We start from the raw sequence: 12755 nt of genomic DNA on the forward strand, positions 1-12755 counted from the left end.
CGACCGTGCAAAAATTCACGATCAGGAGGGCAGGGCGCATGGCCAACGTTCGCAAGATCACGCACCCGCGTCGGAAGGACGGGTCGACCAAATCGAGCTGGCGCGCGACGTGGACTGCGCCTGACGGCAAGCGGCAATCGAAGAATTTCCCGCGCAAGGCCGAGGCCGACACGTGGCTCCGCGACGTCGGCGCAGGTCGCGTCGGCGGCTCATCGGCGATGACCGTTACCGAGCTGGCGGCTGCGCACATGCGGTACTTCGACGGCTTGGTGAAGGCCGGCGAGCGGGAAGCGGTGACGCTCGACGGCTACCGGACGGTGTCCAGTGTCCACCTCGCCGCCCATCCGGGCTTCGCGCGGCGACGACTCTGCGACCTGACCGCCCCCTCGATCCAAACGTTCCTCGACGAGACGTTCGCCCGCACGGGCTCGGCCGATCTGGCGGCCCGCGTGCGCCGAACGCTAGTGACTTGGTGCAAGTTCGGCATGCGGCGCGGCTGGCTGCACGCCAACCCCGCGCAGGTCTGCGTCGTGGAGCGGACGCGCCGGACGAGCGACGAAAAGGGCAACGGGTTCAACCTTCCTGACAAGGCGACCCTGGCGGCCCTTCTCACCGCAGCGGGAAAAGGGCCGCACGCCGCGAGGGACACGGCAGTCGTGCGCCTGCTCATGTTCGGCGGCCTTCGCATCTCGGAGCTGCTCGGGGTCGCGGACGATGCGCTCGTGCTGAAACCGAATGCCGCGACGGTCCGGGTGCGCGAGCGCCTCCAGCGACGTCACCGGACGCTTGGGCCGCCGAAGTCGGCGAAGGCGCGGCGAGATGTACCGGTCGGCGAGACCGCCGCCTTGGCCGTGCGCGCCTGGCGTCTGGCGCGCGGCCCGGTGCGGGCGTTCAGCCACCGCGATGGACAGCTCCTGACGACCCGCGTCGGCGGTCGGCTGTTCCCCGCGCCGGACGGGGGTGACGTCTGGTTCTACGATGATTTCATCAACGGTTGCTGGCTGCCTCTGATGCGTCGCGCCGAGCTGGTCGAGATGCTGCCGGACAGCAAGGGCAAGAACCGACCAGTTGCGGTGTTCAGCCCACACACGTTGCGGCACGTCGCGGCCAGCCTCTGGATCGCGCAGGGCCTTTCACCGAAGAAGGTGCAGGATCTGCTTGGCCATTCGACCATTCAGCTGACCATGGACCTGTACGGGCATTTGTGGACCGACCCGGACGCGGATGATGCGCTAGCGCAGGCGAGCGAACGGCTGATCGGGCTTGTGTGAGCTTGGTCGCTAGAGAAGCGGGGCGGCCCACGTGTATCTGCCACCCAGTCCGCCATTGTGCGGCGGCTCACCACGTCCGAGACGGTTCTCTACGAACTTGCGATGCTGATTTGACCGGCCGATTACGATTTGATCTGCCTGCTGACAGACTGCGTCGTTAAAGGCTCGCTCGAGGGCCGCGCTATCTTGGTCGGCGAACGCCCGAATTACATCTTGGCGGTTGGCCGCGAGGAACAGACGGTCCGGTCCGACCGGAAGGGCGATGAAGCTTCGGTCGTGGTCAAGACCGTTACTCATCAGTACAGGGTCATCGCAGGTGAGGAGCCCGTGCTTGGGTTTGCTTAACTGAATGATACTCCAACTCATCAGCACGATGGCATTTCCGATCATCGTCGAGTCGACGAGCGACTGAAGCAGCACGGCACGGGAGCGGCTGAGCCGCGTTTCGTCGGCATCGGCGAAGACACGACTCAATGTGGGCGGGTCCTCTGGCCGACGCAGTGCTTGGTAAGTTGCCTCATCCTCGGGGGTGGTTTCGACGATATGATTGCGAATGAGGTTCTCCAAGTACGCCAAGCGCCGCGGTGACCGATGCAGCAGCGACATGACGAACCGAGCCCATCCGTCCCGGAGCGCTATATCTGTTGGCCGCTGCTTCGTGCGTTCGATATGGTCCAGGGCGGCTGCCGCGACATTGTCCAAGGGAGACATTAGCCGCAGCTCAACCTGCTCCCGGAGCTGTGGGTCAACCTCGCCGGCGATGCTGTAAAGATGTTCCTGCTTTCCAGTGCCTTTGGTCGATCGCCGTCGGACAACAACTAAGTCACGAGGGCGCGAGTATTCCCATAGCTCCCCGATCCCCGGGTCGATCCACCGGCTGAGGTAGAATCGGGGAAGAAAGTGATGGTCGCGTGGGACTGACAATGGGTTCGCATAACCGCCGATGCGTAAGCGTAGCTGCACATTCGCGATTGGAACAGCCAGAGAACCTTGCGGCGCTGGCGCGGCGCTCGGAGTTTGGCGGACTCGGGCGAAAATCCGAGAAAACGGAAGAAAATCAACGGCGCACGGAGTAGGGGCGGTAGGGGGTGAGCGCGACACTTCGCGTCGGCTAAGCCGTTGACTTAATTATGGTGCCCCGGGTCGGGCTCGAACCGACACTCCTTGCGGAACCGGATTTTGAGTCCGGCGCGTCTACCAATTCCACCACCGGGGCGCGTGCCCGCGATGCCACGCCGGGCCGCGCGCGTCCAGCGGCCTATTTCAGCTGGCTGTCCTTGCTGCCGCGCCGGTTGATGCCGGGGATCACGGCCCGGGCGTCCCGGCCGGACTGGCACTCGACGCAGGTCACCACCCCGGGCAGGGCGCGGCGGCGGGCTTCCGGGATCGGGTCGCCGCACTCACGACAGTGGGTGGCGCCCTCGCCCTGCGGCATGCGCGAACGCGCATGGAGCACCGCGTCGCGCACCGTGTCGTCGATCTGGTCCTGCACCGCCCCGTCGGGGGCCCATCCGGTCGCCATGAGCATCGCCTTTCCTGCCTCTGGAGGTAGGTGGCGGGGGCTGGAATCCAAGCGGAGCTGCAGCCTGTCGAAAACGTAACGCGACGCCGCGCATCCGCCGCAGCCGCCCGCCGCCTCCTTCCCGCGAACGAAGGAGTCCCTCATGTCCCGCTCCCGACTGGCCGTTCTGGCCGCCGCCCTGCTGACCTCGTGCGCCGGCCCGACGCTGGTGATGGCCCAGGCGCCGTCTCCTCACCCCCACGCGGCGATCACGGCGGAGCACCGGGTGCGGGCGCTGGACGTGCTGGATCGGCGGCTGGCCCACTACGTCCACGCCGAGTTGACGCCCGCGATCCGCGCCCGCTTGGCCGAGCGGCGCTCGCATTACCTGACGCTGACGGACCCGGAGGCTTTCCGCGCCGCGATCAACGCCGATCTCTATGACATCAGCCGCGACAGGCATCTGCAGGTCTGGATCGAGGGGCGCAGCCGCGACGACGCCATGGCCGACGGACCCCCTCCGACGATGGAACAGATGGCCGCGGAGGAGGCCGGCCGTGGGTTCGGCATCCGGTCGGCGCGCCTTCTGGACGACGGCACGGCCTACCTCGATCTGGCGTATTTTTCCGGCCATCCGGGCGCGGGCCCGGCGATCGACGCGGCGCTGGAGCCTCTGCGCGGCGCGCCGGCCCTGATCATCGACCTGCGCACGAACGGCGGCGGCGGCGAGGCCGCCTTGCTCAGACTGATGGGCCATCTCGCGCCCGCGCCGCTGCCGCTCGAAACCATCTTCTTCCGCCACTGCGAGCCCGACCCGAACGATCGCGAGGGCTGCCTGCAGGACGGCCGCCGCGACGCGCAGGTCCGTCGTGCGGACGCGGTGGCGCACCCCGCCTTTCCGACCCAGCCGATCTACGTGCTGACCTCGAAGAACACGTTTTCCGCGGCGGAAGCTCTCGCCTACGGCCTGCAGGCGCAGGGGCGCGCGACGGTCATCGGCGAGGTGACCGGGGGCGGCGCCAACCCCTCCGTCGCCATGGACCTCGGCCCGTGGTTCACCGTCGTCATGCCGGTCGCCGTGACCGTGCACCCGGCCACAGGCGGGACCTGGGAAGGTGTTGGCGTGACGCCCGACGTCGCCGTGCCTGCGGACTCGGCGCCGGAGACGGCGCGCGGGCTCCTCACCGCGGATCGGGCCGACGCGGCTCTCACTGCATCCGGAAATCGACACGGAACATGACGCGTCGCACGGGAAAGGGCGCCTCGGATCCGTCCGCATGCCCCACGCGCGCCCCGCGGGCGCCTCGCAGCACCTCCTCGCCGAAGCCGCCGTCGCGGGGGTGCTCCGTCTCGATCACACAGTCCCGAAGTCTGCCGTCGGGCGCGGTGACGCACGTGGCGACCGCAAAGCCGCGAACATAGACCTTGCGGCCGTTCGGATAGTCGGGACGCGGACGACGCGTCCACATCATGCCGCTGGGCAGGCCGACGTCGTCCAGGTCCGTAAGCATTGCGTCGCGCGGGTCGACCAGCGGTCTCCCGCAAGCGGTCAGCGTGTCATCGATCGCGGCGGCCGAGGCAGGAAGCATCAGATCATATCGCAGGTTCCGGCCGCCCTCGGTGGCCGCGGGGACGACGATCTGCAGTCGTCCACCCTCCCGCAGCCGCCGGGCCAATGGCGCGGGCAATGGGCTCACGGCCATGGTGTCGTCGACGGCCACGTTCCAGTTCTGGAAGTGCGGAGCGGCCGACGGCTCGCCGAAAACCAGTCTCAGGGGGCGGGTCGATTCGTCGCCGGCGGGAGGAAGCCCCCCGATGACCGCGTCGTAACCGCCGTCCTGACATCGGAAAGTGATCCCCACGCCGGCATCGAAGACCGCGTAGGCCATCACCGTCTTCGTCCGCTCGTCCCGGTGCACGTCCCAATCCTGCGCGCCTGCCGGCACCGGCAATGCGACGGCCGCCGTCGTGGCTGCGATGACGAGAGCGCGCATCGCCTCACTCCACGAGGGTCGTCAGACGGATCGTCACCAACCTGTCGACAGGGGTGTCCGGCCTGAGCCGCGATTCCCTCAGAGAGTTGACGCTGGCGCGGCCGAAGCCGTAGCCCACGGGGCCCTCGGCCTCGACCTCGCAGTCGTCGAGCATGACATGGACGCGCGTCATGCAGGTGACCACCGCCCAGCCTGATACGTGATCCCGGGACGCCATTGCGGGGATGTGCACACGCCCTCGTCGAGTCCAGAAATCCTCCCCCAGAGGAAGAAATTCCGCTTCATCCCGCGCGCTGGTGAGCGGCTGGCCGCAGGCCGTGAGCAGATCCTTGATCGGGGTTTCGTCGGCCGGCGGAGCGACGTCCAGCATTGCGGCGCGGTCGCCGAATCCGAACTGGAAGCGCGCTTCGGAGGCGGACGCCATGCCGCGCATCAGGTGGGCGGGCCGGTCCGCCACCAGATAGCGACCGTCTTCCGATCGGGTCCATTTGACGTCGCGGACGCGACCGCCGTCGAACTGCGCGGCACCCTCTATCTCGGGTACGGCCAGCCGCACGCCTTGAAGGAGGAGCTCGAGCGTCCCGGATTGGCACCGGGCGATCATGGCCACGTCGGCTTCAGGAAAGACAGCATAGGCGAGCCGCACGTCGCCCGATTCCTGCGCGCTCCAGGCGGCCTCTTGAGCAAGGGTCGGCGTGGCGGCCAGTGACGCGGCCACCCATCCGAGCAACGCCGACGTCTTCATGCCGCCTCCACCGTCTGTTCGATAGTGCCGAAGATCGAGTGGTGCTTTTCGTCCAGCATCTCGATCCGAACCACGTCGCCCGCCTTCAGGAACGGCGTCTCCGCCTTGCCGTGCAGCAGTGTTTCCACAGTGCGGACCTCGGCGATGCAGGAATAGCCAAGCCCGCCTTCGGCGACCGGCTTGCCCGGGCCGCCGTCGGCGTCGCGGTTCGACACCGTGCCCGAGCCGATGATCGATCCGGCGCCCAGCGATCGGGTCTTCGCCAGATGGGCGATCAGGATTCCGAAGTCGAAGGTCATGTCGACGCCGGCGTCCGCCTGACCGAACGGTTTGCCGTTCAGCTCGACGGTCAGCGTCCCGTGCAGCTTGCCGTCCTTCCAGCGGTCGCCCAGGGCGTCCGGCGTGACGAAGACGGGCGACAGGGCGCTGGCCGGCTTGGACTGGACGAAGCCGAACCCCTTGGCCAGCTCCGCGGGGATCAGGTTGCGCAGCGAGACGTCGTTGACCAGACCCACCAACCGCACCTGCGCCAGGGCCTCGTCGCGGCTCGCGCCCAGCGGCACGTCGCCGGTGACGACGACCACCTCGGCCTCCAGATCACAGCCCCACGCCTCGTCCCCCAGGGGGATCGCCTCGCGCGGGCCCAGGAAGCGGTCGGATCCGCCCTGATACATCAAGGGATCGGTCCAGAAGCTGGCGGGCATCTCGGCGCCGCGCGCCTTCCGCACCAGTTCGACGTGATTCACATAGGCCGAGCCGTCGGCCCACTGGTAGGCGCGCGGCAGCGGCGCGGCGGCCTCGCGCTCGTGGAACCGTCCGCGCGGGGCCGACCCGTGCTCCAGCATCTCGGAGAGGCTGCGCAACTCCGGCTCGCACCGGTCCCAGTCGTCGAGCGCCGCCTGAAGCGTGGGCGCGATCAGGAAGGCGTCGGTGTACCAGGCCAGATCTTCGGAGACGACGACCAGACGACCGTCGCGGCCGTGCTTCAGCGATGCGAGTTTCATGTCCGAATCCTTAGCCCGCCCCCGTCACAGCCGCCAGCCCGGCTGCGCCCGCGCCATGGCCCACGCCGCGCGCTGCAGCTTCTCCACGGTGTCTGTGTAGGGGCCGCCCAGATTGGCCAGGGCTGCGAAGGCGTAACCGCCGGCCGTCCGGCACAGGAAGGCGGCCGTGCCCGGCAGGATGCCTGTGTGCCACCAGGTGTCTTCGGCGTCGACCTGCCACCCGTGGCCGAAATCGGCGCCCGGATACGGGGGGGTGGCCATTGACCGCGTGGTGTTCGCGTGCAGGAAATCCGGCACTCCGGCGAAGCCGTCGATGCGCGCCAGCACGCGCAGCAGTTCGGTCGGTGTGGCGATCCATCCCCCGGCGGCGCCCAGCCGGCGCTGGTCGTGTTGATGCGGCAGTCCGCCGGAGATGGAGACGTAGGCGCTTTCGTCCAGCCCCGGCACGCGGGCCCCAATCCGCATGCCGCCTGCTCCGCACGGTTCCAGAAGCTCCCGCCGCACCCAGCTTTCATACGGCTCGCCCGTCGCCTGCTCGACGACCCGGCCGAGCAGCACGTAGCCGAGGTTTGAATAGCGCTGCAGCGTCCCGGGCTGGGCCGTCAGCGGCAGCCCTTGCAGCGCGCCGACGATCATCTGGTCCCGCGTGAGGCCGTCGTCGCGCATCGTCGGGTCGGTACCGTCGTTGGTCCAGCCGCCGCCCGTGTGGCTCAGCAGGTGTTCGACGGTGATCTGCTGCGCCCATGGCGAGCTCGGGCCGTAGGTTTCGCCCAGCCACGAACCGGGGCCGAAGATGCGGTCCTGCATGCCCAGCGCGCCGCGCTCCGCCAGCATCATGATCGCCGCCGCCGTGACCGGCTTCGACAGGCTGGCGATGCGAAGGCGATGTCCGGGCGTCAGGCGCTCGCCCTGCGGCCCGGTCCGGCCCCATGCCCGGGCGAAGCGGAGCCGTCCGTCGCGCGCCAGCGCCACCGACATCCCCGGCGCCCCGGTCAGGCCCATGAAGGTGCGCGCCGCGTCGTCCACGTCGCGGGCCATGACGGGTCCCGCCGCCGCCAGGGTTGCGGTGACCAGACCTCCGGCCAGAAACGCCCGGCGGCCGACGCTCACCTGTCCCAGACCCGCCTGCCCGCGTCGTGATGATCGTGGGCATGGTCGTCGTGATGGCCCTTGCCGCCGTGTGCGGCCTCGCGCGGCGGCATGCGCGACAGCGCCGCCCGCGCCGCCTTCAGTTCGTCGACACGCGCGCCCGCCTGCGACCAGTGGTCGTGAAACGCCCGCACCGCCCTGGCGATCGCCTCGACCTGCTCGTCATGGCTCAGCTTGCGCGTCTTCGGCTTGTCGGCCGCAGGCGGGGAGGCCGGCGCAGGTGAGATCACCGTCACCGTGTTCACGGTGAGCGGCGACGCGACGGCGGACGCCGCCTCGGTCTTCGTCCCCCCGGCCGGCGCCGGCTTCGTCTCGTCCTTGACCTCGCCCTTCAATGCCTCATCCAGCGCCTTGACCTTCGCGCCCATGCCGTTGGCGACGGTGATCACCGGGCCCAGCAGGTCCTCGATCACCGCGCGCAGAATTCTCGCCTTTTCGTGCAGCCGGTCGCTGGGGGCCGACAAGGCCGCCTGCGCCGCCTTCAGGACCCGCTTGTGAATTTCGCCGGGCGCTTCGTCCGGCCCGTCGGCCGCGCCCTCACGCCGGCCCATCAGCCAGGCCAGTGCGGCCACGCCCAGCAGCAACAGAAGGAACAGCCCGACCACGATCGGCTCGACGCCGAGAAACAGCGGATCGTCGACGCCGCCATACGCCGCGGGCGGCGCTCCGAACTCCGGCGTGAAATCGGTCACCGACGCCTCCCCGCGTTTTCAGTGGCAACCATGTTGACCACGGCGCGGCCGCAATCAAGCGCGTATGCTGGGCGACGTGGCCTTGAGGCGGGGGCAGGGCTGCGATAGACCGCGCCCAGGCCATCGCGGGCATGATGTAGTGGTAGCCTGGCAGCTTCCCAAGCTGCTCGTGCGGGTTCGATTCCCGCTGCCCGCTCCAGCCGCTTCGGCCGAGCTCAGTCGAACAGGCCGCCGGTCTCCGGCCGCTTCGGCGGCTCGCCCAGGCCAAGGTGGGCATAGGCGCGGGCGCAAGCCATCCGGCCGCGCGGGGTCCGCTGGATGAAGCCTTGTTGCAGCAGGTAGGGCTCGATCACGTCCTCCACCGCGTCGCGCGCCTCCGCGATCGCCGCAGCCAGCGTGTCCATGCCCACCGGCCCGCCGCCGTAGTTCTCGATCAGCGCCCTGAGGAAACGGCGGTCCAGCGAATCCAGTCCGGCCTCGTCCACTTCCAGACGACTCAGCGCCCGGGCGGCTTCAAACTTGCCGATCGAGGCCGAGCCCTCGGCGTCGGCGAAGTCCCGCACGCGGCGCAACAGGCGACCCGCCACGCGCGGCGTGCCCCGCGACCGGGCGGCGATCTCCAGCGCGCCGTCCTCGGTGACGGTGGCCCCCATCTTGCGCGCGGCGCCCATGACCACGCGGGTCAGTTCCTGCGGGGTGTAAAACTCCAGCCTCAGCGGGATGCCGAACCTGTCCCGCAACGGCGTGGCCAGCAGCCCGGCCCGAGTGGTGGCGCCGACGAGGGTGAAGGGCGCCAGATCGATCCGCACCGACCGCGCCGACGGCCCTTCGCCGATGATCAGGTCCAGGACATGGTCCTCCATGGCCGGATACAGGATCTCCTCCACCGCCGGGTTCAGGCGGTGGATCTCGTCGATGAAGAGGACGTCGCGCGGCTCCAGATTGGTCAGGATCGCCGCCAGGTCGCCGGCCTTGGCCAGAATGGGGCCCGACGTCGCGCGGAAGCCCACGCCCAGTTCGCGCGCCACGATCTGCGCCAGCGTGGTCTTGCCCAGCCCCGGCGGCCCGAACAGCAGGACGTGATCCAGCGCCTCTCCACGCGCGCGGGCGGCGTCGATGAAGACCTTCAGGTTTCCCTTGGCCTGCTCCTGCCCGACGAACTCCGACAGGGACTGCGGCCGCAGGGCCCGGTCGTAGGCCTCGCCCGGCGCCGGGGCGGCCGAGATGATGCGCTCGTCGCTCACCGGCCCAGCTCCTGCAGTGCCGCGCGGATGACGGCCGACAGGTCGGCGTCCTCGCCCAGCCGGATCACGGCCTGATCGACGGCGCGACGCGCGTTCACCTCCGCCACGCCGAGGCCCAGCAGGGCAGACACGGCCTCGCCGGACAGACTGGGCTGCGCGGTCGGGGCGTCGATGGGGACGCCCGGCGCCGACGGGGTGAAGCTGACGTCGCCCAGCGGCTTGCCCTTCAGCTCGGTGACGATGCGCAGCGCCAGCTTGGGCCCGACGCCGTTCGCCCGCGCCACCGCCGCCTTGTCCTCGCGCGCCACGGCGGCGGCAAGATCTCCGGGCGGCAGGACGTCCAGCACGCTGAGCGCCGCCTTCGGACCCACGCCCTGGATGCCGGTCAGGGTGGTGAAGGCGCGGCGCTCCGCGCGGTCCAGGAAGCCGTACAGGCGCGGGCCATTTTCGGCCGACCAGCTGGTTTCGACGTGCAGTGTCGCCTCGTCTCCGGGCGCGGGCAGGCGCTGCAGCGTGCGTGAGCCACATGCGACCACATAGCCCACGCCGGCGCAGTCGATCACGCAGTGGTCGGCTTCGACCTCGGCGAGGATGCCGCGCAGCCGCCCGATCATGCCGCCAGCCCCGGCGCCCGCCGCAACTGGGCGTGGGTGATCGCCACCGCCAGCGCGTCGGCCGCGTCGGCCGTCACATCGCCGGCGGCGGGCAGCAGCCGCTTCACCATGAAGGCGATCTGGCTCTTGTCGGCATGGCCCGCGCCGACCACCGCCTTCTTGATCAGGTTCGGCGCATACTCCGCCACCGACAGGCCGGCGCGGGCGGGAGCCAGCATGACGGCGGCGCGCGCATGGCTCAGCTTCAACGTCGATCCGGGGTTCATGTTGACGAAGATCTCCTCGATGGCCGCCTCCGCGCAGCCGTGCGCGGCGCAGACCTGGGCTACGCCCTCCATCAGCGCCAGCAGCCGCGCCGACAGCGGTCCGTCTTCCGGCGCCCTGACGACGCCGTGCGCGATCCAGCGCAGGCGAGATCCCGACGCCTCCACCACGCCCCACCCGGTGCGGCGCAGGCCGGGGTCCAGTCCCAGGATTCGAGTCGGTTCGTTCGCCATCCGTTCCTGTCATGCCCGAAGGATGCCTAACGGACAATGACCGGCGTCAGTCGTCGCGGGGATCGAGCGTGAAGGCGCAGACGCCGGCCGTGGCCGACAGACGATCCGCAAGCGCCGCCAGATCGGGATCGGCGGCGCGGACGCGATACCCGACGCGTCGTGTGCCGTCGGGCTCCAGCCCGTGGAAGGTGTGCTTCAGCCGCCCGTCAAGCCGCTCCAGCTCCGCCTCAACGGCCTTGAGACCCGCGTCGTCGTTCGGTCTCCAGGTGATGCAGACGTCCACCACCGTTCTCGCCGGCAGGCGTTTGCTGATGAGCCGCAGCGCGATCAGGATCGCCAGCGTCAGCACCGTCGCCGCCCCGCCGAGCGCGAAAAGGCCGGCGCCGAAGGCGAGGCCCAGCGCCGCGGTGATCCAGAGCGAGGCGGCGGTCGTCAGTCCGTGGATGGAGAATCCGGTGCGGAAGATCACCCCGGCGCACAGGAAACCGATGCCGGTCAGGACGCCATGCGCCATACGGGTCGGATCGGCCACGATCTCCGCCCCGGCGATCGGCAGGAAGCGCCACGCGCCCTGGCTGACCGCCATCTCCATCAGCAGCGCCGAGGCCAGACAGACCAGAATGTGCGTGCGCAGCCCCGCCGCCCGTCCCCGCCATTCGCGCTCCAGCCCGATCAGGCCGCCGGCCGACATGGCGGCGATCAGCGGCAGGGCGAAGGCGGGCAGGTCGGCGAAGTCCATTCCTCCGTCAACGGAGGGTCTGGGGCGGCGGTTCCGGCCGGCTCAACCCATTCGGAACTGGATCGTGAAGACGACCGACGAGTCCGTGTCGGCCCCGTCGACGCGCCTCGGGTGCATGCGTCCGCGCCGGGCGGCCTCCAGAGCGGCCTCTCCGAACCCTTGCCCCGGCGGATCCTCTCTCAGCACCGTGCACGAATCCAGGCTGCCATCGGTCCGAGCCGTGCAGCGGACCTCCACCGTCCCCTCGGCTCCCGCACCAAGGGCCTTGACGGGGTACAGCGGCCGGGGCCGGGAGATCCAGCGCGGCGGTGCGAACGGCTCGGTCGAGGGCGCCTCGGCTGACGCCTTGACCGCTTGACCGACCCGGATCAGCGACTGCATCCCGACGGCGAACGCCCACGCCCCGCCGGCGAGGAGAGCCAGCGCTGCGGTCCACGCCGCCAAGGTTAGGAGCGGACTTCCGCCTGTCGTATCCGGAGGCCGTTCGTCTCCCCGACTCACGCGATCAGCCCCCCCAGGTCTCCCAGTCCGCGTCGGACACGTCCTCGTTGGAATAGACCTGCTGCACGTCGTCCTCGGCGTCCAGCGCGTCCATAAGTTTGACCAGCGTCCCCACCGCCTCGCCCGACAGAGGCGTTTCGGACTGCGGCTTCCACACGACGGCGGTCGACTTGGGGTCGCCCAGCGTCTTCGACATGGCCTCCGCGACCTCGTTCAGGTCCTCGAAGGCGGTCCAGATCACGTGTCCCGGCGCATCCTCATACTGGTCCGGCTTGACCAGATCGCTCTCGACGTCCTGGGCGCCCGCCTCGATTGCGGCCTCCATGACGGCGTCTTCCGTGCCGGCCTCGGCCGGATAGTGGATCTTGCCGACGCGGTCCCACATGAAGGTGACGCTGCCGGTCTCGCCCAAAGCCCCGCCGTACTTGGCGAAGGCGGCGCGCACGTTGGATGCGGCGCGGTTGCGGTTGTCGGTCAGCACCTCGACCACGAACTGGACGCCGCCCGGGCCGCGGCCCTCGTAGCGGATCTCCTCCATGGCGTCGATTTCGCCGCCGGAGGCCTTCTTGATCGCCCGCTCGATGTTGTCCTTGGGCATGGACTCGGCCTTGGCGTTGTTCACCGCCAGGCGCAGGCGCGGGTTCATGGCCGGGTCGGGCATGCCCGACTTGGCCGCCACGGTGATTTCCCGCGACAGGCGGCTGAACAGCTTGGAGCGCACCGCATCCGCGCGCCCCTTGCGGTGCATGATGTTCTTGAATTTCGAATGGCCGGCCATTGTTTGCTCTTTGAATGCGCTGACGC

General features: G+C 69.5%; 15 protein-coding genes and 2 tRNA genes. 3 read left to right on the top strand and 14 right to left on the bottom strand.

Features of this window, described 5'->3' with window-relative positions; genetic code table 11:
* Positions 1-38 precede the first annotated feature (38 nt).
* Positions 39-1271 (top strand): tyrosine-type recombinase/integrase, encoded by a 1233-nt coding sequence (locus VGR32_RS03965; protein ID WP_327448267.1) that lies wholly within the window; start codon positions 39-41, stop codon positions 1269-1271.
* Positions 1272-1280: 9 nt separating this feature from the next.
* Here the strand turns inward: VGR32_RS03965 and VGR32_RS03970 are convergent, their stop codons facing one another.
* From VGR32_RS03970 to VGR32_RS03980, 3 genes are all read right to left on the bottom strand, one after another.
* Positions 1281-2372: a DUF4238 domain-containing protein gene (locus VGR32_RS03970; RefSeq protein WP_327448269.1), complete on the bottom strand. Its 1092-nt coding sequence runs from the start codon at positions 2370-2372 to the stop codon at positions 1281-1283.
* Between the two features lie 30 nt (positions 2373-2402).
* Positions 2403-2487: transfer RNA gene (locus tag VGR32_RS03975), tRNA-Leu, on the bottom strand.
* A gap of 42 nt (positions 2488-2529) precedes the next feature.
* A complete protein-coding gene (locus VGR32_RS03980) occupies positions 2530-2793 on the bottom strand; it encodes a DksA/TraR family C4-type zinc finger protein (protein WP_327448271.1) in 264 nt (87 codons plus the stop codon).
* Positions 2794-2935: 142 nt separating this feature from the next.
* On the opposite strand from VGR32_RS03980, the gene VGR32_RS03985 reads away from it, so the two are divergent.
* The gene (locus VGR32_RS03985) at positions 2936-4012 is read left to right on the top strand and encodes a S41 family peptidase (protein ID WP_327448273.1); all 1077 of its coding nucleotides are present in this window, start codon (positions 2936-2938) and stop codon (positions 4010-4012) included.
* On the opposite strand, the gene VGR32_RS03990 is transcribed toward VGR32_RS03985, so the two are convergent.
* The 5 genes from VGR32_RS03990 to VGR32_RS04010 are packed head-to-tail and all read right to left on the bottom strand — an operon-like array spanning position 3981 to position 8356.
* Positions 3981-4766, bottom strand: coding sequence for a hypothetical protein (locus tag VGR32_RS03990; protein WP_327448275.1), 786 nt, complete (start codon positions 4764-4766; stop codon positions 3981-3983). The two genes, VGR32_RS03985 and VGR32_RS03990, sit on opposite strands and share 32 nt — an antisense overlap.
* 4 nt (positions 4767-4770) lie before the next feature.
* Positions 4771-5511, bottom strand: coding sequence for a hypothetical protein (locus tag VGR32_RS03995; protein WP_327448277.1), 741 nt, complete (start codon positions 5509-5511; stop codon positions 4771-4773).
* A complete protein-coding gene (locus VGR32_RS04000) occupies positions 5508-6515 on the bottom strand; it encodes a fumarylacetoacetate hydrolase family protein (RefSeq protein WP_327448279.1) in 1008 nt (335 codons plus the stop codon). Before VGR32_RS04000 ends, VGR32_RS03995 begins: the two co-directional genes overlap by 4 nt.
* Positions 6516-6539: 24 nt before the next feature.
* Positions 6540-7625 carry a serine hydrolase domain-containing protein gene (locus VGR32_RS04005; protein WP_327448281.1) on the bottom strand — a complete coding sequence of 362 codons (1086 nt, stop codon included), beginning with the start codon at positions 7623-7625 and terminating at the stop codon, positions 6540-6542.
* Positions 7622-8356 carry a hypothetical protein gene (locus VGR32_RS04010; RefSeq protein WP_327448283.1) on the bottom strand — a complete coding sequence of 245 codons (735 nt, stop codon included), beginning with the start codon at positions 8354-8356 and terminating at the stop codon, positions 7622-7624. The genes VGR32_RS04005 and VGR32_RS04010 overlap by 4 nt, the downstream gene beginning before the upstream one ends.
* Before the next feature lie 125 nt (positions 8357-8481).
* Between VGR32_RS04010 and VGR32_RS04015 the strand changes: the two genes are divergently transcribed.
* Positions 8482-8555: transfer RNA gene (locus VGR32_RS04015), tRNA-Gly, on the top strand.
* A 16-nt stretch (positions 8556-8571) separates the two neighbouring features.
* On the opposite strand, the gene ruvB is transcribed toward VGR32_RS04015, so the two are convergent.
* From ruvB to VGR32_RS04040, 6 genes are all read right to left on the bottom strand, one after another.
* Entirely contained in the window at positions 8572-9600 is a 1029-nt protein-coding gene (gene ruvB / locus VGR32_RS04020; protein ID WP_327448285.1) for a Holliday junction branch migration DNA helicase RuvB, read from the bottom strand.
* On the bottom strand, positions 9597-10214 hold the full coding sequence (gene ruvA / locus VGR32_RS04025) for a Holliday junction branch migration protein RuvA (protein WP_327448287.1): 618 nt from the start codon (positions 10212-10214) through the stop codon (positions 9597-9599). Before ruvA ends, ruvB begins: the two co-directional genes overlap by 4 nt.
* Positions 10211-10711 (bottom strand): crossover junction endodeoxyribonuclease RuvC, encoded by a 501-nt coding sequence (ruvC, locus tag VGR32_RS04030; protein WP_327448289.1) that lies wholly within the window; start codon positions 10709-10711, stop codon positions 10211-10213. The genes ruvA and ruvC overlap by 4 nt, the downstream gene beginning before the upstream one ends.
* A 46-nt stretch (positions 10712-10757) precedes the next feature.
* Complete coding sequence (locus VGR32_RS04035; protein ID WP_327448291.1) at positions 10758-11450, bottom strand: MgtC/SapB family protein; 693 nt, start codon at positions 11448-11450, stop codon at positions 10758-10760.
* Between the two features lie 42 nt (positions 11451-11492).
* Entirely contained in the window at positions 11493-11831 is a 339-nt protein-coding gene (locus VGR32_RS13435; RefSeq protein ID WP_414642889.1) for an energy transducer TonB, read from the bottom strand.
* 124 nt (positions 11832-11955) lie between these two features.
* Complete coding sequence (locus tag VGR32_RS04040; RefSeq protein WP_327448293.1) at positions 11956-12729, bottom strand: YebC/PmpR family DNA-binding transcriptional regulator; 774 nt, start codon at positions 12727-12729, stop codon at positions 11956-11958.
* Positions 12730-12755: the final 26 nt, after the last annotated feature.

The organism is Brevundimonas sp. (genome assembly GCF_035935935.1).
Classification (GTDB): Bacteria; Pseudomonadota; Alphaproteobacteria; order Caulobacterales; family Caulobacteraceae; genus Brevundimonas.